Source organism: Streptomyces agglomeratus, from assembly GCF_001746415.1.
Lineage (GTDB): Bacteria > Actinomycetota > Actinomycetes > Streptomycetales > Streptomycetaceae > Streptomyces > Streptomyces agglomeratus.
Genome location: NZ_MEHJ01000001.1, coordinates 5,809,578 through 5,827,529, shown reverse-complemented (window position 1 = coordinate 5,827,529; position 17,952 = coordinate 5,809,578). Strand labels below are relative to the sequence as shown.

At 70.8% G+C, this 17,952-nt stretch carries 15 protein-coding genes; 9 read left to right on the top strand and 6 right to left on the bottom strand.

Annotated features, from left to right (window positions below):
• The first annotated feature begins 3 nt into the window (after window positions 1-3).
• A complete protein-coding gene (locus AS594_RS25410) occupies window positions 4-801 on the top strand; it encodes an LON peptidase substrate-binding domain-containing protein (RefSeq protein WP_069935390.1) in 798 nt (265 codons plus the stop codon).
• Window positions 802-822: 21 nt separating this feature from the next.
• Entirely contained in the window at window positions 823-1,317 is a 495-nt protein-coding gene (gene ybaK, locus AS594_RS25405; RefSeq protein WP_069935389.1) for a Cys-tRNA(Pro) deacylase, read from the top strand.
• 34 nt (window positions 1,318-1,351) lie between these two features.
• On the opposite strand, the gene AS594_RS25400 is transcribed toward ybaK, so the two are convergent.
• The 4 genes from AS594_RS25400 to AS594_RS25385 form a co-directional block, all read right to left on the bottom strand.
• Window positions 1,352-2,098, bottom strand: coding sequence for an ABC transporter permease (locus AS594_RS25400; RefSeq protein WP_240509089.1), 747 nt, complete (start codon window positions 2,096-2,098; stop codon window positions 1,352-1,354).
• A 101-nt stretch (window positions 2,099-2,199) separates the two neighbouring features.
• Entirely contained in the window at window positions 2,200-3,063 is an 864-nt protein-coding gene (locus AS594_RS25395) for an ABC transporter permease (RefSeq protein WP_069929180.1), read from the bottom strand.
• Window positions 3,060-4,040, bottom strand: coding sequence for an ABC transporter ATP-binding protein (locus AS594_RS25390; protein WP_069929179.1), 981 nt, complete (start codon window positions 4,038-4,040; stop codon window positions 3,060-3,062). The genes AS594_RS25395 and AS594_RS25390 overlap by 4 nt, the downstream gene beginning before the upstream one ends.
• Window positions 4,041-4,134: 94 nt before the next feature.
• On the bottom strand, window positions 4,135-5,508 hold the full coding sequence (locus AS594_RS25385) for an NYN domain-containing protein (protein WP_079144412.1): 1,374 nt from the start codon (window positions 5,506-5,508) through the stop codon (window positions 4,135-4,137).
• Between the two features lie 292 nt (window positions 5,509-5,800).
• Here AS594_RS25385 and AS594_RS25380 point away from each other — a divergent pair, with 292 nt between their 5' ends.
• The gene (locus AS594_RS25380) at window positions 5,801-5,980 is read left to right on the top strand and encodes a hypothetical protein (RefSeq protein ID WP_069929177.1); all 180 of its coding nucleotides are present in this window, start codon (window positions 5,801-5,803) and stop codon (window positions 5,978-5,980) included.
• Between the two features lie 75 nt (window positions 5,981-6,055).
• Here AS594_RS25380 and dnaE read toward each other — a convergent pair whose 3' ends face one another.
• Window positions 6,056-9,595 carry a DNA polymerase III subunit alpha gene (gene dnaE, locus AS594_RS25375; RefSeq protein WP_069929176.1) on the bottom strand — a complete coding sequence of 1,180 codons (3,540 nt, stop codon included), beginning with the start codon at window positions 9,593-9,595 and terminating at the stop codon, window positions 6,056-6,058.
• A 167-nt stretch (window positions 9,596-9,762) separates the two neighbouring features.
• Between dnaE and AS594_RS25370 the strand changes: the two genes are divergently transcribed.
• The 6 genes from AS594_RS25370 (at window position 9,763) to AS594_RS25345 (ending at window position 17,350) form a co-directional block, all read left to right on the top strand.
• On the top strand, window positions 9,763-11,097 hold the full coding sequence (locus tag AS594_RS25370; protein WP_069932193.1) for a DUF2252 domain-containing protein: 1,335 nt from the start codon (window positions 9,763-9,765) through the stop codon (window positions 11,095-11,097).
• Window positions 11,098-11,158: 61 nt separating this feature from the next.
• The gene (locus AS594_RS25365) at window positions 11,159-11,857 is read left to right on the top strand and encodes a hypothetical protein (RefSeq protein ID WP_069935388.1); all 699 of its coding nucleotides are present in this window, start codon (window positions 11,159-11,161) and stop codon (window positions 11,855-11,857) included.
• A gap of 51 nt (window positions 11,858-11,908) precedes the next feature.
• Window positions 11,909-12,724 (top strand): DsbA family protein, encoded by an 816-nt coding sequence (locus AS594_RS25360; protein ID WP_069929173.1) that lies wholly within the window; start codon window positions 11,909-11,911, stop codon window positions 12,722-12,724.
• Window positions 12,725-12,809: 85 nt separating this feature from the next.
• Complete coding sequence (locus tag AS594_RS25355) at window positions 12,810-14,459, top strand: alkaline phosphatase D family protein (RefSeq protein ID WP_069929172.1); 1,650 nt, start codon at window positions 12,810-12,812, stop codon at window positions 14,457-14,459.
• A 344-nt stretch (window positions 14,460-14,803) separates the two neighbouring features.
• Window positions 14,804-15,739 (top strand): zinc metalloprotease, encoded by a 936-nt coding sequence (locus tag AS594_RS25350; RefSeq protein WP_420877900.1) that lies wholly within the window; start codon window positions 14,804-14,806, stop codon window positions 15,737-15,739.
• Between the two features lie 24 nt (window positions 15,740-15,763).
• Window positions 15,764-17,350, top strand: coding sequence for a serine/threonine-protein kinase (locus AS594_RS25345; protein WP_069935387.1), 1,587 nt, complete (start codon window positions 15,764-15,766; stop codon window positions 17,348-17,350).
• A gap of 4 nt (window positions 17,351-17,354) precedes the next feature.
• On the opposite strand, the gene AS594_RS25340 is transcribed toward AS594_RS25345, so the two are convergent.
• The gene (locus AS594_RS25340) at window positions 17,355-17,924 is read right to left on the bottom strand and encodes a dienelactone hydrolase family protein (RefSeq protein ID WP_069929170.1); all 570 of its coding nucleotides are present in this window, start codon (window positions 17,922-17,924) and stop codon (window positions 17,355-17,357) included.
• Between the last annotated feature and the right edge of the window lie 28 nt (window positions 17,925-17,952).

Below are 17,952 nucleotides of genomic sequence, written 5' to 3'. Positions count from 1 at the left end.
GCTGTGACCACCGCTCGCCTTCCCCTCTTCCCGCTGAACTCGGTGCTGTTCCCCGGCCTGGTGCTGCCGCTGAACATCTTCGAGGAGCGTTATCGCGCCATGATGCGCGACCTGTCGAAGGGCGCGGACTCCGGCGACTCCGCACTGCCCGCGGATTCGCCCTCACCCTCACCTTCGTCCTCGGACGACGAGCCGCGCCGCTTCGTGGTCGTGGCCATCCGCGACGGCCGGGAGGTCGCCCCGACCGCGCCCGGCATGCCGGACTCCACCACCATGACCGAGCGGGGCCCGGCCGCGGGCTTCGGCCCGGACCCGGTGCAGGCTTTCCACCGGGTGGGCTGCGTCGCGGACGCGGCGACGATCCGTGAGCGCGAGGACGGCGGTTTCGAGGTGCTGGCCACCGGGACGACCCGCGTCAGGATCCTCTCCGTCGACGCGAGCGGCCCGTACCTCACCGCCGAGGTGGAGGAGCTGCCCGAGGAACCGGGTGACGACGCGGGTGCGCTGGCGGAGGGGGTGCTGCGGGCGTTCCGCAGCTACCAGAAGCGGCTGGCGGGGGCGCGGGAGCGCTCGCTGACCACGGGCGCGGAGCTGCCGGACGAGCCGTCCGCCGTCTCGTACCTGGTGGCCGCCGCGACGGTGCTCGACATCCCGGCGAAGCAGCGGCTGCTCCAGGCGCCCGACACCGCGACCCGGCTGCGCGAGGAGCTGAAGCTGCTGCGCGCCGAGACCGCGGTGATCCGCCATCTCCCCTCGCTGCCGGCGGTCGAACTGACCAGGAAACCCACGAGCCCCAACTGACGCCCCGGAGGCAGAGCCGCAGTGACCAAGAACAAGCGCCAGGCCGGAGGAACCCCCGCGACGGTCGCCCTGGCCGCGGCGGGGACGGCGTACGTCCTGCACGCCTACGAGCACGACCCGGCGTCCCCCTCCTACGGCGAGGAGGCGGCGCGGGCGCTGGGCGTTCCGCCGGAGCGCGTCTTCAAGACGCTGGTCGCCGACATCGACGGCACGCTGACGGTCGCGGTCGTGCCGGTGGCGGGCTCGCTGGACCTCAAGGCACTGGCCGCGGCGGTGGGCGGCAAGCGCGCGGCGATGGCGGACCCTGTGGCGGCGGAACGCACCACGGGTTACGTCCGGGGCGGCATCTCGCCGCTGGGCCAGCGCAAGAAGCTCCGTACGGTACTGGACGCGTCGGCGTCGGAGTACGAGACCGTGTGCGTCTCGGCGGGCCGCCGGGGCCTGGAGGTGGAACTCTCCCCGACGGACCTGGCGACGCTGACGGACGCGGTGACGGCGCCGATCGGCCGCGTCTGACCCGTCGGGGACCACCCGGCCCGCCACCCTGGCGTCAGCCCTGCGTACCCTCCCGCGCACCTGAACCCGCACCGGGCGTCGGGGCCGGGTCCCCGTACCCCACGCCCCACTCCGGCTCCGGGTCGCGCGGCCCGAACAGCGCCGTCAGCCCGAGGTGAACCAGCAGCGCGGCCATCGGCCACGCCAGCAGCGCCCCCTTCGCGCCCAGCTTGAGCGGCGCGTCGAACGGCACGCCCTGACCGACCTCCCGGGCCCGCGCGACCACATCGCCCGTCGGGCCGAACCACACGCCGGTCCCCCACGCCAGCATCGAGCCGAGCAGCCCGCCCAGCGCCAGACCGATCACCAGCGGGATGCCCCCACGGCGGTTGAACCAGAAGACCAGGGCCGCGCTGACCGCACCGAAGCCGAGCGCCAGCAGCACGAACGTGCCGTCGGCCCCGACCGCTTCCTCGCCCTCGGTGTCCTTGAGGAAGACGGCCTTGTCGGTGGCGATCAGCGGCACGCGCGGCGCCAGCCACATCCACAGCAGGCCGAGTGCCACCCCGAGGGCCGTCAGCGCCAGGACGACCACGGCGGCCCGTATCACCTCCGTGGACACGGGGGTGCGGTCCTCCGGTCCCCCGGGCGCGGCGGACCCGTCGGCGGCTCCGGCATCGGACCGGGCGCCGGTCCCCGCGTGGGGACCGGACGGAGGCCGCGCGTCGGGGGCCCCGGCGTCGGACTTCTGCCAGGGATCGTTCGGCGGCTGGTGGTGAGGCGGCGTCAGAGGAGCGGTCACCCTGCCATCGTGCCAGGCGGCCCCGGCACCCGCCTCACCGGACCGCTGCGGGCGGCCGGCCACCGGCCGGAAGCCGGGCCGGCCGACGCGCCGCCGACCGGCTAACGCACCGCCGCGCGGCGGTACGCCCAGGTCGCGGCCGCCAGCGAGAAGACCCCGACGGCCGCGCACACGGTCAGATCGAGGGTGACCGCGCTCCAGTCCGGATGCGCGTCGAAGGTCCGCGCGAAGGCCTCGACGCCGTACGTCGAAGGCAGCAGATCCCTGGCGTACGAGATCGGCACGGGCAGCCGCTCGGCCGGCAGCACCCCTAGCAGGAGCGCCGCGGACATGCCGAGCTGCCCCAGCAGCGTCGCCAGCTCCTGACGCGGCGCCAGCAGTCCGAGCGCCGCGCCGAGACCGGCCAGCGCGGCTCCCGCGAGCGGGACCACGGCCGCCAGCACCCACAGATGCGTGAGCGGCAGCTGGAAGAGCACGCAGCCCACCACGGCGGTGACGAAGGTGCCCGGCACGGTGAAGGAGGCGTACGCGGCGGCTGCTCCCAGCACCACCGCCGCCGGCGGCACCGGCAGCGTGGCGTAGTGGTCGAGGCCGCCGCTGGCCCGCAGCTGGCCGAAGTACTGGGCCAGCAGATTCAGCGCGACGAAGGCGACGACGAGCACACTCGAACCGGCGACGACGGCCCGCGCCTCACCGCCCCCGTCGACGACCCCGCGCATCAGGACCATGATCCCGACGGACTGGAACGTCGCCACGAAGAGCAGCGGGATACGGGCGACCCGCGCGCGGGACAGCTGCGCCCGGTAGACGGCGGCGAGCGACGGCAGCAACCGCGCTTTGGGCGCGAGCGGCGCGGGCACGGACGCGCTCGCAGCACCGTCCTCCGCGTTCTTCGCGTTCTTCGCGTTCTTCGCCGTCCGGGTCCGCATGGAGCCGGTCTCGGTCTCCGCAGGCACGACACTCACGCCTTGACCAGCCCCTTCGTACCGTTCGTGCTTCCGCCGAGCGCCAGGTAGACGTCTTCGAGGCTCGGTGTCGCCAGCGTGAAGTCGTCGAGTGCGGCGAACGCCTTGCCCCCGGTCACGGCGGCGACGGCCGCGCGCGCCTCGTCGGGGGCGAGCCGCAGTACCCAGCGCCGCCCGGACTCCTGGGCCGATTCCCGCAGCGCCGCGACCTCGGGCACGTCCAGCGGTGCCCGCTCCCGCCACACGAGGTCGAGCCGCACCTCACCGGCGACGCGCGCCTTGAGCCCGGCAGGGGTGTCGCAGGCGATCACCCGGCCGCTCTCCAGCACCGCGACGCGGTCCAGCACCGTCTCCGCCTCGATCACGTTGTGGGTGACGAGCAGCACGGTCGCACCGTTCTCCGCCCGCCGCCGGTCGACGGCCGCCCACACCGCGCGGCGCGCGACGGGGTCCATGCCGGTGGTCGGTTCGTCCAGTACGAGTACGGGCCGCTCGCCCACCAGCACGGCGGCGAAGCAAGCGAGCCGCCGCTGGCCGCCGGACAGTTTCTTGAGCGGCCGTCCGGCGATCTCGCCCAGACCGAGCTCTTCGAGTACGTCGTCGCGCTCCGCCCGCGCGGCCTTCGCGGTGAGCCCGCGCAGGCGTCCGGTCGTCTCGGCGGCGAGCGAGACCGTCAGCTCGTCCAGCGCGGTGGATTCCTGCCCCAGGTAGCCGACGAGGCGCGCGGCGCGTTCCGGATGGCGGACGAGATCGTGCCCGAGCAGTTCGACACCCCCCGAGTCCGGTCGCATGAGACCGGTCAGCTGCCGTACGAGGGTGGACTTGCCGGCGCCGTTGGGACCGAGGAGCCCGAAGATCTCGCCGCGGCGCACGTCGAGGGAGATCCCGTCGGTGGCCCGCACGGCCGGGGTCGCGGGCACTCCGCGGCGGCCACGGACCGCGGGATACGTCTTGACCAGCTCCCGCACGGCACACACGACTCCCGTGCCGCGTCCCGCCTGCGCTGTGCCCGTACTCACGAGGAACGAGCCTACGGGGTTCCCGGCGGGCCGACGCCCTCGGGGCGGGGAACTACTCTCCCGCGCTCACGTGCTCGGCCGCCGCCCGTACGTCGATCTCGCGCCAGAAGCCCGCCCTGATCGCGTACCGGTCGTGCTCGTCGATCTGGTCGTCCTTGTGCGCCAGCAGCCCGAAGCGCGCCGCGTACCGCAGCAGTTCGCCGTCGATCCGGTGCGGGATCCTGGGGTACATCGTCGAGAGTTTCTGGGTGTGCGCGGGGTCGGGAAGGCGCTCCATCCAGCGGCGGGCGAAGACCTGGCCGACTTCGAAGGGGTCACCGCCGACCGTGGTGATGTCCTCCTCCCGGTCCGCCCAGCGCTGCTCCGCGCTCGTCAGCTGGGCCAGTGTCGGCAGCGACGCGGTCTCGGGCGGCTCGCCGAGTGCGCCGCCGTTGCCCGGACGCTCCGCCCACCCCTTGTCGGACGACCAGCGCAGCGTCGCCCCGGCGGAGACGGCCGCCGTCGCCGGGGTGCCGTTCGGGTGCGGATGCTGCGCCGCCTGCGTTCCCGGGCCGCGCAGGCTCGCGAGGTCCTTCGGGGTCGGCACGCCTCTGGTGCCGTGCGCGGGGTGCGGCTCCTCGGGTCCCGATCCGTTCACCGCGGCGGTGGCGGGTGGCGGCGCCGGGGTCGCGGAGTCCGTCGCCGTCGCGTCCGCCCCGTTCCGTACAGCCGATCCCGGCGCCCGGTCCTCGGCCTGCGCCCGCGCCGCCCGCTCCGCGCGCTCGGCCCGCTCCGCCGAAGCCGCGAGCGCCGATTCCGGCAGCGGGGCCGACAGGATCGCGGCGATTTCCGGCCGCGGCACCGGCGGCGGCGCGCAGAGACCGGTGAGGTCCTTGGCCCGTACGGCCTTGGTGATCCAGGCCCGGTCCAGGACGCGCCGCTCGTCGGCCTCGGCGACCAGGTCCTCGGACTGGTTGTAGTCCCCGTCGGCGGCCTGCACGGCCCATAGGTGCACGGCCACGCCGTGTTCCTTGGCGGACATCAGCCCCGGTAGCAGATCGCCGTCCCCGGTCACCAGCACGATGTCCGAGCAGGCGCGATTTCTGGCCAGCTCGGTCAGCTCCGCGTGCATCGCCGCGTCGACGCCCTTCTGGGCCCACCGTCCGTCGCTCCGGGTCAGCGCGCCCAGCCTGACCGTCACGCGCGGCATGACCCGCAGCCGCCGGTGCTCGGGCTGGGGGACGCGGTCGGGTGCGCCGTCGAACCAGTAGATGCGAAGCAGCGGCTGCTGCGTATCCGCTTCGGCCCGTTCTCGCAGGCCCTGGATGAGGGCGGCGTGATCCACGGTGATGCGGGATCGGGCCGGTTCTCCGGCGAGCAGGCTCGCGGCGGCGCCCAGCAAATAGCCGGCGTCCACCAGGACGACGCAGCGGTCCACGCGTTCCACCCTCTTTCGGGAACCTCGGGATCGAAAGGTGTTTCGGGGGTCGGGAGTTCGGACTGGCCGGTATTGGGGTGCTGGGTACTCGGTGCTGAGTACCGCGTGTTCAGGCTTCCTTCGAGTCTGCCCGACTGCGTGAGGGTTAACGGCCGGAACTCGATCATCGGCGTGGCGGATGGCGAAGTTGTCGCGCGACAGCCCCAATTACGCACGGTAATGATCCAAAATGCGAGCTATGTCCGCCTGTGTGAATCTGATCCCGGCCCTGGCCCCCAGAAACCCCACAGGAGGCAGCACCATGGCCAAGAACAAGAATCGCAAGCAGGGCGCCCCGCAGGACCGTACGTCCTCGGCGGCGCGTGGTGTCGACCGCGCCAAGGACAGCGCCTTCGAGTCCCACGCCCAGCCTCAGACGCATGCCCAGGGCAGCCCCGCTGATGTGGCGCGGAAGCACCAGCGGCGCTTCGGCCACAACTGATCACTGTGTGAGTAACCGCGCGAAGAAGAAGGGGCGCGCCCGTGACGACGGGCGCGCCCCTTCTCGTACGCCTGCTCAGCCCGCCAGACAGGACGGGCCCAGCAGCACCTTCAGGTCGCCGAAGAGCGCCGGGTCCGGCTGCACGCGGTGCCGGTCGAGCCGCAGGACCGTCGTCTTGCGCGCCCCCTGGAGCTTGATCCGGACCTCCGTGTTGCCCCGGTGGTGCTTGAGGATCTCGCCGAGCTTGGTCACCATCGGCGGCGTCACCTTCACCGTCGGGATGGTGAGGACCACCGGCGCGTTCGTCCCCGCCGACGAGACGTCCGGGACCATCAGCTCCATCGCGACGAGCCGCGGCACGTCCTCGCGCTTGTCGAGGCGGCCCTTGACGAAGACCACGGTGTCCTCGACGAGCTGGGTCGAGACGAGCTGGTACGTCGCCGGGAAGAACATGCACTCGATGGAGCCGGCCAGGTCCTCGACGGTCGCGATCGCCCAGGCGTTGCCCTGCTTGGTCATCTTGCGCTGGAGGCCCGAGATGATGCCGCCGACGGTGACGATCGCGCCGTCGGAGTGCTCGCCGCCGGTGAGCTGCGAGATCGAGGCGTCGGCCTTGTCCGACAGGACGTGCTCCAGCCCGAACAGCGGGTGGTCGGAGACGTACAGGCCGAGCATCTCGCGCTCCTGCGCGAGCAGGTACGACTTCTCCCACTCGATGTCGGAGAACTCGACGTCGAGCCCGAAGCCCGGTTCGTCGCTCTCCTCCTCGCCCATGCCGCCGAAGAGGTCGAACTGCCCCTCCGCCTCCTTGCGCTTGACCTGCACCACGTTGTCGATCATCGGCTCGTGGTGCGCGACGAGGCCCTTGCGGGTGTGGCCCATCTCGTCGAAGGCGCCGGCCTTGATGAGGGATTCGACGGTCCGCTTGTTGCAGACGACCGCCTCGACCTTGTCGAGGAAGTCGGGGAAGGAGCTGTACTTCCCCTTCGCCTTGCGGCACCGGATGATCGAGTCCACGACGTTCTGGCCGACGTTGCGGATGGCGGTCAGGCCGAAGAGGATCACGTCGTCGCCCTGCGCGGCGAAGTTCGACTCGGACTCGTTCACGTTCGGCGGGAGCACCTTGATGCCCATGCGCCGACACTCGTTCAGGTAGACGGCCGACTTGTCCTTGTCGTCCTTGACCGAGGTCAGCAGCGCCGCCATGTACTCGGCGGGGTAGTTAGCCTTGAGGTACGCCGTCCAGTAGGTGACCAGTCCGTACGCCGAGGAGTGCGCCTTGTTGAACGCGTATCCGGCGAAGGGGACCAGCACGTCCCACAGCGCCTGGATCGCGGCGTCGGAGTACCCCTTCTTCTTCGCGCCCGCCTGGAAGAGGACGAAGTTCTTCTGGAGCTCGTCGGGCTTCTTCTTGCCCATGACGCGACGCAGGATGTCGGCCTCGCCGAGCGAGTAACCCGCGATGATCTGCGCGGCCTTCTGCACCTGCTCCTGGTACACGATCAGGCCGTGCGTCAGGCCGAGGACCTCCTTGAGGGGCTCCTCCAGCTCCGGGTGGATCGGCGTGATCTCCTGCTGGCCGTTCTTGCGCAGCGCGTAGTTCGTGTGCGAGTTCATGCCCATCGGGCCCGGCCGGTACAGGGCCGAGACGGCGGAAATGTCCTCGAAGTTGTCGGGCTTCATCAGCCGCAGCAGGGACCGCATCGGGCCGCCGTCGAACTGGAAGACGCCGAGCGTGTCACCGCGGCAGAGCAGTTCGTACGTCGCCGGGTCGTCGAGCGGGAGGCTGAGCAGCTCCAGGTCGACGCCCTTGTTGGACTTCACCATCTTGACGGCGTCGTCCATGATCGTGAGGTTGCGCAGGCCGAGGAAGTCCATCTTCAGCAGGCCGAGCGACTCACAGCTCGGGTAGTCCCACTGCGTGATCGTCACGCCGTCGGTGTGCCGCACCCAGACGGGCACGTGGTCGGTGATCGTCTCGCTGGACATGATCACGCCGGCCGCGTGGACGCCCATCTGCCGGACGAGGCCCTCGACGCCCTTGGCGGTGTCGATGACCTTCTTGACGTCCGGCTCGTTCTCGTACATCGACCGGATCTCGCCGGCCTCGCTGTAGCGCGGGTGCTTGGGGTCGGTGATGCCGTTGAGGTCGATGCCCTTGCCGAGGACGTCGGCGGGCATGGCCTTGGTGAGGCGGTCGCCCATCGCGTACGGGTAGCCGAGGACGCGTGCGGAGTCCTTGATCGCGTTCTTGGCCTTGATCTTTCCGTACGTGCCGATCATGGCGACCTTGTCGGCGCCGTACTTCTCGGTGACGTACCTGATCACCTCACCGCGCCTGCGCTCGTCGAAGTCGATGTCGACATCGGGCATCGAGATGCGCTCGGGGTTGAGGAACCGCTCGAAGATCAGGCCGTGCTCGATCGGGTCGAGGTCGGTGATGCCCATGGCGTACGCGACGATCGAGCCGGCCGCGGAGCCACGGCCGGGGCCGACCGCGATGCCGTTGTTCTTGGCCCACATGATGAAGTCGGCGACCACCAGGAAGTATCCCGGGAAGCCCATGTCGATGATGATCTTCATCTCGTACTCGACCTGCTTGAGCCGGTCGTCCGGGATGCCGTTCGGGAAGCGGCGGGCCATGCCGCGCATGGTCTCCTCGCGGAACCACGTCACCTCGGTGTACCCCTCGGGCACATCGAACTTCGGCATCAGGTTCCGCTCCTTGAACCAGCCCTCCGTGTCGATCTGCTGCGCGACCAGGAGCGTGTTGGCGCAGCCCTCCTGCCAGGCGTCCGAGGAGTCGACGGCGTACATCTCGTCGGTCGACTTCAGGTAGTAGCCGGTGCCGTCGAAGCGGAAGCGGTCCGGGTCGGAGAGGTTCTTGCCGGTCTGGATGCACAGCAGCGCGTCGTGCGCCGTCGCCTCGCCGGCGTAGGTGTAGTGGGAGTCGTTGGTGACGAGCGGCGGGATGTTCAGCTTCTTGCCGATCTCCAGCAGCCCGTCGCGGACCCGGCGCTCGATCTCGATGCCGTGGTCCATCAGCTCCAGGAAGTAGCGGCCCTCGCCGAAGATGTCCTTGTAGTCCGACGCGGCCTGGACCGCCTCGTCGAACTGGCCGAGCCGCAGCCGCGTCTGGACCTCGCCCGAGGGGCACCCGGTGGAGGCGATCAGGCCCTCCGACCACTGGGAGATGGTCTCCTTGTCCATGCGCGGCCACTTCGTGAGCCAGCCCTCGGCGTACGCGTCGGAGGACAGCCGGAAGAGGTTGTGCAGGCCGGTCTTGTTCGCCGCCCAGATCGTCTTGTGCGTATAACCACCCGAACCGGACACGTCGTCGCGCTTCTGGTGCGGCTGGCCCCACTGGATGCGCCGCTTGTTGCGCCGCGACTCGGGGGCGACGTACGCCTCGATGCCGATGATCGGCGTGACCCCGGCCTTCTTCGCCGAATGGAAGAAGTCGTACGCCCCGTGCAGGTTGCCGTGGTCGGTCATCGCAATGTGCGACATGCCCATCTCGTTGCACGCCTCGAACATGTCCTTGAGCCGCGCGGCACCGTCCAGCAGCGAGTACTGGGTGTGTACGTGAAGGTGCGTGAAGGGCGGCTTGGTCACGGCGAGGGCCTCCGGCAGAACGGTCGGTGACGGGTGGGGGGACAGCTCGGAAGTCTACGTCGGCCGACTGACAACGAAGGGGCACTCACGAGTACGGTCAGGCGTTGGACCCAGGGAATGCCCTGTCCATTTTGTCAAAAACGTCATGCACCAGGAGGCAACCGGCGATGTCGGTCCAGCAGACAGACGCCGCTCAGCGCGGCGAGCAGATCCTCGCCGTCTTCGAGACCGCGTTCGGCCGGCTCCTGGCCGCCGACCCCGCCGCCTTCCGGGTGAAGTTCCGCAAGATGGCAGCCTCCGCCTTCGCCTTCTACCGGGGCACCGCCTCCCTGTTCTACGCCGACCTGGAGCGCGAGCAGCAGGGCGGGCCGTACCTCGACGAGCGGACCGGGCGGGTGTGGATCCACGGCGACCTGCACGCCGAGAACTTCGGCACGTACATGGACTCCCAGGGCCGGCTGATCTTCAACGTCAACGACTTCGACGAGGCGTACGTCGGCCCCTTCACCTGGGACCTCAAGCGCTTGGCCGCCTCCGTCGCGCTCATCGGCTACACCAAGGCGCTCAGCGACGAGCAGATCACCGAACTGGTGCTGACGTACGCCGCCGCCTACCGCGAGCGCATCCGCGCGCTGGCCACCGGTGCCAAGAGCAGCGGTATAGCGGACCTGCCGCCGTTCACGCTGGACACGGCCGAGGGGCCGCTGCTCGGCGCGCTGCGCTCCGCCCGCTCGCTGACCCGGTTCGGGCTGCTCGACTCGATGACCGAGATCCGTGACTTCGAGCGCCGCTTCGCCCCCGGCGGCGGCTCCATCGACCTCGACGCCGCCACCCGCTACAAGGTGCTCGCGGCCTTCGACGGCTACCTGGAGACGCTGCCCGAGGCGAGCCTGACCCGGCCCGACTCGTACCGGGTGAAGGACGTCGTCGGGCGGCGCGGCATCGGGATCGGGTCCGCCGGCCTGCCGTCGTACAACATCCTGCTCGAAGGCAACAGCGACGCCCTGGAGAACGACGTCGTGATCTACATGAAGCAGGCACAGACCCCGGCGGTCTCCCGGCACATCACCGACGGCAGCGTCCGTGAGTACTTCCAGCACGAGGGCCACCGCACGGTCATCTCGCAGCGGGCCCTCCAGGCGCACGCGGACCCGTGGCTCGGCTGGACGGAGCTGGACGGCACGGGACAGCTGGTCGCGGAGGTCTCGCCGTACGCCGTGGACCTCGACTGGTCGGACATCGACGACCTGGACGAGATCGCGGCGGTCGTCGCGGACCTCGGCCGGGCGACGGCCACGATGCACTCGGCGGCGGACGACGAGAGCGGCCACTCGCTGGTGCCGTTCTCCACCGAGCGGGCCATCGACGCGGCGATCGCGGGCGACGAGGAGAGCTTCGGGGACCTGCTGGTGGACTTCGCGCACTCCTACGGGGCGCGGGCGCGGGCCGACCACCAGATCTTCGTGGACCTGTTCCGCAACGGCCGCATCCCCGGCCTCTGAGCGGCCGGACCGCGACGGCTTTAGGACTCCCTTACAGGAGGCCGTGGCAAACTCACGTTCCATGGACGTATCGGGGACGCAGCTGAGGGTGGTGCGTGCGGCGCTTTTCACCGCGCTCGTCGTCACGCTCTCGGCTGCCTCCCATGTGCTGCTGTCCCGGGTGCCGTTGCCGCTGACCGTGGTGGCCGGGATCGCGGCCGCCGTGTTCGCCGTGGCGTACGCGCTGGCGGGCCGCGAGCGGGGCTTCGGCGCCATCGCCGGGCTGCTCGTACCGCTGGAGCTGGCCGCCGACACCGTCTTCACCACCGGGCAGCACCTCTGTTACGGCGCCGCGGGCGGGCCGGTGGCCGGCTCGCTGCGCTCGGTCGGGTTCGACGTACTGTGCGGCGGCGGCGCCGACGGCGGACTGGGCGCTCAGCTCGTGGAGGCCACCGACCCCCGGAGCAGCGCCGCCGCCCTCCTCAGCTCGCCCGATCCCGCGCTGCCGTGGGCGCTGCTCGCCGCCCACGTCGCGGTGGGGCTGCTCGCCGCGGCCTGGCTGCGGCGCGGTGAGGCGGCGCTCGCCGGGCTGCTGCGGAGCGTGGGGGCGGTCACCTTCCGGCCGCTGCTGCTCGCGGCCGCCGCTGCCGGTGCGCTCGACCTTCCCGTACGCCGCACGGTGCGGCCCGCCCGCCGGGTCCGTACCGCCTCCCCCGGCCGCCTGTTCGTGCACTCCGTGGGACGCAGGGGTCCGCCGCGCTCGGCGCTCGTTTCCGCCTGAGCCAGACCGGCACCCCTCACCCCCTCGATTTCCCGTACGGAGAACACGACCATGAGCGCACGCAACAACCAGGCCAGCAAGGCAGCCGCCCGCGAGCGGCTGCGCATCGAGCGCGAACGCCAGGCGAAGAAGGACAGGACGCGCCGCCAGGTGATCGTCGCCCTGTCCGTCGTCGGCGTCCTCGCGGTGGCCGGCGGCGTCGGATACGGCGTCATGCAGGCCAACGAGCCCTCCGCCTGGGAGGCCGCCAAGAACCAGAAGCAGGTCACCGCGCCCGCGAACACCGAGGGAAAGGACGGCACGACCGTCCTCGTCGGCAAGAAGGACGCCAAGAAGACCCTGGAGCTGTACGAGGACTCGCGCTGCCCCGTCTGCGCGACCTTCGAGCAGGCGAACGGCGAGACGATCGAGAAGGATGTCGAGGCCGGCAAGTACAGGGTCAAGTACGTCGGTGCGACCTTCATCGACCGGACCATCCCCGGTGAGGGCTCACGGAACGCGCTCAGCGCGCTGGGCGCCGCGCTCGACGTCGGCCCGGAGGCGTTCCTGGAGTACAAGGGCGCGCTGTACTCGCAGAAGAACCACCCGGCGGAGCAGGACGACAAGTTCGCCGACGACGACTACCTGATCAAGGTGGCCGACGAGGTGGACGCCCTGAAGGGCAACAAGAAGTTCCAGCGGAACGTGCAGGACGGCACCTTCGACGCCTGGGCGCTGAAGATGTCGGCCGTCTTCGACAAGAGCGGTGTCAAGGGCACCCCGACGCTCAGGATGGACGGCAAAACGGTCACCGGTTCGGACAACGAGAACCCGCCCATGACACCGGCGGAGTTCCGGACCGCGATCGACAAGGCCCTCAAGGGATAGCGGAAACAGGGCACTTCACCGAAGGGTGGGCGAACGTTCCTGCGTTTGCCCACCCTTGAGCCGTACTGATCAGTAATGTACGGCCGTGACCAGTCGATTCATTTCATCTCCCAGTCGCCGTACGGTCGTCAAGGCCGCTGCCGTGACCGCTGTCGCCGTTCCCCTCGCCACCGGTACGAGTGCCGCCGCCGCGGCCGCCGCCGTACCGGCTCCCACGTTCCTCCACGGGGTCGCTTCCGGCGATCCACTGCCCGACGGCGTCCTGCTGTGGACCCGGATAACCCCCTCCCCCGACGCCGTGCCGGGTTCCGGCAAGGGGCCCGATGTGGCGGTGAGATGGGAGGTCGCCGAGGACAGGGCGTTCGCCAGAACCGTCGCCTCCGGCACGACGACCGCGAGCGCGGCGACCGACCACACCGTCAAGGCCGATGTGCGGGGCCTGTCCCCGGCGACCGCCTACTACTTCCGCTTCACCGTGGGCGACGCCGTGTCCCCCGTCGCCCGCACCCGCACCGCTCCCGCGGCCGACGCGGCCACGCCCGGTGTGCGCTTCGGTGTCGTCTCCTGCGCCAACTGGGAGTCGGGCTACTTCTCCGCGTACCGCCATCTCGCCGCCCGTACCGACCTGGACGCGGTCCTGCACCTCGGTGACTACGTCTACGAGTACGCCACCGGCGCCTATCCCACGGCCCCGTACGTCGTCCGGCGGCACGAGCCGGCCCACGAGATCGTCACGCTCGCCGACTACCGCACCCGCCACGGCGCGTACAAGACCGACGCCGACCTCCAGGCTCTGCACGCCACGCACCCGGTCATAGCCATCTGGGACGACCACGAGCTGGCCAACGACGCCTGGTCCGGGGGCGCGGAGAACCACACGCCCGGCGCCGAGGGCGAGTGGGCCGCACGCGTGGCCGCCGCGAAGCAGGCGTACTTCGAGTGGATGCCGGTCCGCGCCTCCACGGAGGGCACGGTCTACCGCCGGCTGCGCTTCGGCAAGCTGGCCGATCTGCACCTGCTCGACCTGCGGTCGTTCCGCTCGCAGCAGGCGAGCGTCGGCAGCGGCGCGGTCGACGACCCGGAGCGTTCGCTCACCGGCCGCGCGCAGCTGGACTGGCTCAAGTCGGGGCTCGCCTCCTCCGACGCCGCCTGGAAGCTGGTCGGTACGTCGGTGATGATCTCGCCGGTGGCGTTCGGCTCCGTACCGGCCCATCTGCTGGAGCCGCTCGCCGGGCTGCTCGGTCTGCCCAAGGAGGGTCTCGCGGTCAACGTGGACCAGTGGGACGGCTACACCGACGACCGCAAGGAACTGATCAACCACCTCAGGGACCGGGCGATCAAGAACACGGTCTTCCTGACCGGCGACATCCACATGGCCTGGGCCAACGACGTGCCGGTCAAGGCGGCGACGTATCCGCTCTCGCCTTCGGCTGCGACCGAGTTCGTGGTCACCTCGGTGTCCTCGGACAACCTCGACGACATCCTGCACGTCGCGCCGCAGACCGTCTCCCTGGTCGCCTCGACGGCCGTCAAGGCCGCCAACCGGCATGTGAAGTGGCTGGACATGGACTCGCACGGCTACGGCGTCCTCGACGTCACCGGTGAGCGCTCGCAGATGGACTACTACGTCATCTCTGACAAGGCGCGGCAGGACGCCACCGCGCGGTGGGCGCGCTCGTACCGCACGCTCAGCGGAACGCAGAAGGTCGAGCGGGTGAACCAGCCGGTCCGCTGACCGACGATTTTCAGCCAATCCTCGACCTGTTACACGTAGATCACGCGAAGAGGCGGGTGGTGTTGAATCCGCCATCCGAATGCGGACACACCACCCGCCTCGGTAACCCCAGGGCTTACCTGCGCATCTCAAAGTCTGGACCAGGCCGAAACTTTTCGTCCCGATGCCCCAATTGCTCTGAAGATTGATTGGGCTTGATCGCTTCTCATCGACATATGACATGCACACATAACCTCCGGGCAGCGGCGAGGAAAACCCAACCTCGCCCACCCCCGCGAGGAGTCAACGTGCGTGCTCTTGCTCGTATATCCCCCCTTCTGCGCAAGCGCTTCATCGGTACGGCGATGATGGCCGGAACCCTGGCTCTTTCCACGCTGTCCGCACCCGCAGGCGTCGCCGTCGCCAAGGCGTCCGCCGAGAAGTGTGTCGAGGAGGCCCCGGTGAGCGCCGCCCGCGAGGCGCGCCCCTCCGGCGACCAGCACGCCCATGAGCCCAACGAGGTGACCGCCGCCAAGGCCAAGGCCATGGACGCGGACCTGCGCAAGAGACTCGACAAGCTGCGCTCGTCGGGCGCCACCGCCAGGGGCTTTTCCGCCACCGCCGTGACGACCGTCCCCGTCTACTTCCACGTCGTGCACAGCGGCACCACCGGCAAGCTCACGGCTACCGACATCAACAACCAGATGGCGGTGCTCAACTCGGCCTTCGGCGGCCAGGGCACCGGAAACGTCAACTCCAACTTCCAGTTCACGCTGGCCGGTACGGACTACACGGACAACGCCTCCTGGTACAACCTGGCGTCCGGCTCGACCGCCGAGAAGGAGATGAAGTCGACCCTGCGCAAGGGCGGCGCTGGCGCGCTGAACTTCTACACCGCCAACCTCAGCGGCGGCCTGCTCGGCTGGGCGACCTTCCCGAGCTCGTACAACTCCAACCCGAGCATGGACGGCGTCGTCGTACTCGACAAGTCGCTGCCGGGCGGCAGCTCCGCCAACTACAACGAGGGCGACACGGCCACCCACGAAGTCGGCCACTGGATGGGGCTCTACCACACCTTCCAGGGCGGCTGCAACGGCAACGGCGACTACGTCACCGACACCCCGGCCGAGAAGAGCGCCGCGTACCAGTGCCCGACCGGCCGCGACTCCTGCGCCAGCAAGACCGGCGTCGACCCGGTCCACAACTTCATGGACTACACGTACGACAACTGCATGTACCAGTTCACCGCGGGCCAGGTCACGCGGATGACTGACAGCTGGACCGCGTACCGCGCCGGCTGACGCCCGGTCCTCTACCCTGACGCCATGAACGGGCCGGGGGACATCGGGGACATCGTGGACGGGCGTTTCGAGCTGCTGGAGCGGCTCGGCAGAGGGGGCATGGGCACCGTATGGCGTGCCCGCGACACCGCCCTTCACCGCGAGGTCGCCCTCAAGGAAGTCCTGTCCTCCGGCCCGGTGGCGGCCGGTGACGCCGAGGCCACGCGCGTCCTGCGGGAGCGCGTACTGCGCGAGGCCAGAGCACTGGCAAGAATCAGCCACCCCCACGTGGTGACGATCCATCACATCATCGACGAAGAGCCGCACCCCTGGCTCGTGATGGAGCTCCTGCCGGGCCGTACCCTCCAGCACCGCCTGGAGGAAGGGCCCCTGCCGCCCCGGGAGGCGGCGCGCACCGGCCGCGAGATCCTCGCCGCCCTGCGCGCCGCCCACGCCGCCGGTATCCACCACCGGGACGTGAAGCCGGCCAACGTCCTGCTGCGGGCCGACGGCCGGGCGGTCCTGACCGACTTCGGCATCGCCGCCGTCCAGGGGTCCGCGTCCCTGACCATGACCGGCGAGGTCATCGGGTCCCCCGAGTACATGGCGCCGGAGCGTGTCCGTGGTTCCGCCGACCTCCCGGCGTCCGACCTCTGGTCGCTGGGCATGACGCTGTACGTCTGCGTGGAGGGCGTGAGCCCGATGCGCCGCGGCAGCACCCTCGCCACGCTGGCCGCCGTGCTGGACGACCCCGTCCCGCCGGCCCGGCAGGCCGGGCCGCTGGGTCCGGTGCTCGCGGAGCTGCTCGTACGGGACGCTGCCGCGCGCCCGTCCGCCGACCGGCTCGACGCGCTGCTGGCGGTCGCCGAGGCGGGACACCTCCCGGCGCCGCCGCCCGTGCCCGTACCGCCCTCGCCGACGCGGACCGACACACCGCGGCCCGGCACGCCACGGCCCGGGGCGCCGACGCCGCACGTGCTGCCGACCGTCGGCCCGGGGAGCGCGTCCGCGACCGTGAGCGCGGGCCCGCGCCGCGGCCGGGCGCCGCTGGCGGCAGCGGCGGCCGTCGTGGCGCTGGCGCTGCTGGGCGCCGGGGCGTACGCCGCGCTGAAGCCGGAACCGCGGTCGCACACGGCGGACAAAGGGAACGGCGGCACGTCCGCGATCACCACGAGCGCGCCCCGGAAGGCCCCGCCGTCCCCCTCACCTCCGGGCCCGGACGCGCCTGCGACCACGTCGGCCCCACCGTCCGCCCCACCCGCGCCGGCCACGAAGACCTCGCCGCCCCGGCCGCCCTCCGTCGCCGGCGGCTGGATCACGCAGCTCCACTCCGAGCCGCTGACCGCCGGGCGGACCGCCCTCGAACGCCGCCTCGCCGCCGTCCGGCACCAGGTACCGGGGGCCCAGGTGCTGCGGAGCGACGACTTTCGGTCGTTTCGGCCCGGGTACTGGGTGATCTACGCCGCCGGCCCGTTCGCCGACGGCCGCGCGGCGCTGTCCTTCTGCGCCGAGCACGGCCGTACGACGCCCGACCAGTGCGTCGGCCGCTGGGTGAGCGACAGCCCGGCCGACCGGGTCTACCTGTGCCTCCCGCCGGCCGGCGCCGCGACAGGGCGCTGCACGCGCCCCTAGGGGGCTACAGCGTCGCCAGGAACCCGGCCGCGACCTTCCAGGTCTGCGCGGCGGCGTCGGCGTCGAAGTCCGGCAGATCCGGATCGGTGTAGAGATGTCCGGCACCGGGATAGCGATAGATCTCCACGTCCGCGCCGATCCCCCGCATCCGCAGGTACCAGGCGTTCAGCCAGTCGTCGGACTCGAAGGGATCAGGCTCGGCGACGTGCAGCTGTACGGGCATGTCGTGCGCCGTGGCGTCGTCCGCGATGTCCGACGTTCCATGCAGAAGCAGCAGGCCACGGGCCTTCTCGTCGCCGAGCGCGAGGTTCTGCGCGACGGACCCGCCGAAGGAGAGACCGGCGTACACCAGGCCCGTGTCGGAGTGCGGGGCGGCGGCGAGAACGGCGCGGCGCAGAAGCTCGTCCCGGCCGATGCCGTCCTTGATCGCCATGCCCTCCTCCATGGTTTCGGCAGTTTGCCCGTCGAAGAGGTCGGGCACGTGCACCTGGTGCCCGGCGGCACGCAGCCGCTCTGCTGCGGCGTGCACCGCCGGGCGCAGACCGTAGGCGGAGTGGAAAAGCATGATGTCCATCCCGCCATCCTCCCATTTGAGCGTCGGA

Bases quoted from the DNA above. Each gene is read 5' to 3' on its own strand.
- AS594_RS25380 (WP_069929177.1), top strand. From the start codon at position 5,801: ATGGCCAAGAACAAGAATCGCAAGCAGGGCGCCCCGCAGGACCGTACG.
- AS594_RS25370 (WP_069932193.1), top strand. From the start codon at position 9,763: ATGTCGGTCCAGCAGACAGACGCCGCTCAGCGCGGCGAGCAGATCCTC.
- AS594_RS25365 (WP_069935388.1), top strand. From the start codon at position 11,159: ATGGACGTATCGGGGACGCAGCTGAGGGTGGTGCGTGCGGCGCTTTTC.
- AS594_RS25360 (WP_069929173.1), top strand. From the start codon at position 11,909: ATGAGCGCACGCAACAACCAGGCCAGCAAGGCAGCCGCCCGCGAGCGG.
- AS594_RS25350 (WP_420877900.1), top strand. From the start codon at position 14,804: ATGATGGCCGGAACCCTGGCTCTTTCCACGCTGTCCGCACCCGCAGGC.
- AS594_RS25345 (WP_069935387.1), top strand. From the start codon at position 15,764: ATGAACGGGCCGGGGGACATCGGGGACATCGTGGACGGGCGTTTCGAG.
- AS594_RS25340 (WP_069929170.1), bottom strand. From the start codon at position 17,924: ATGGACATCATGCTTTTCCACTCCGCCTACGGTCTGCGCCCGGCGGTG.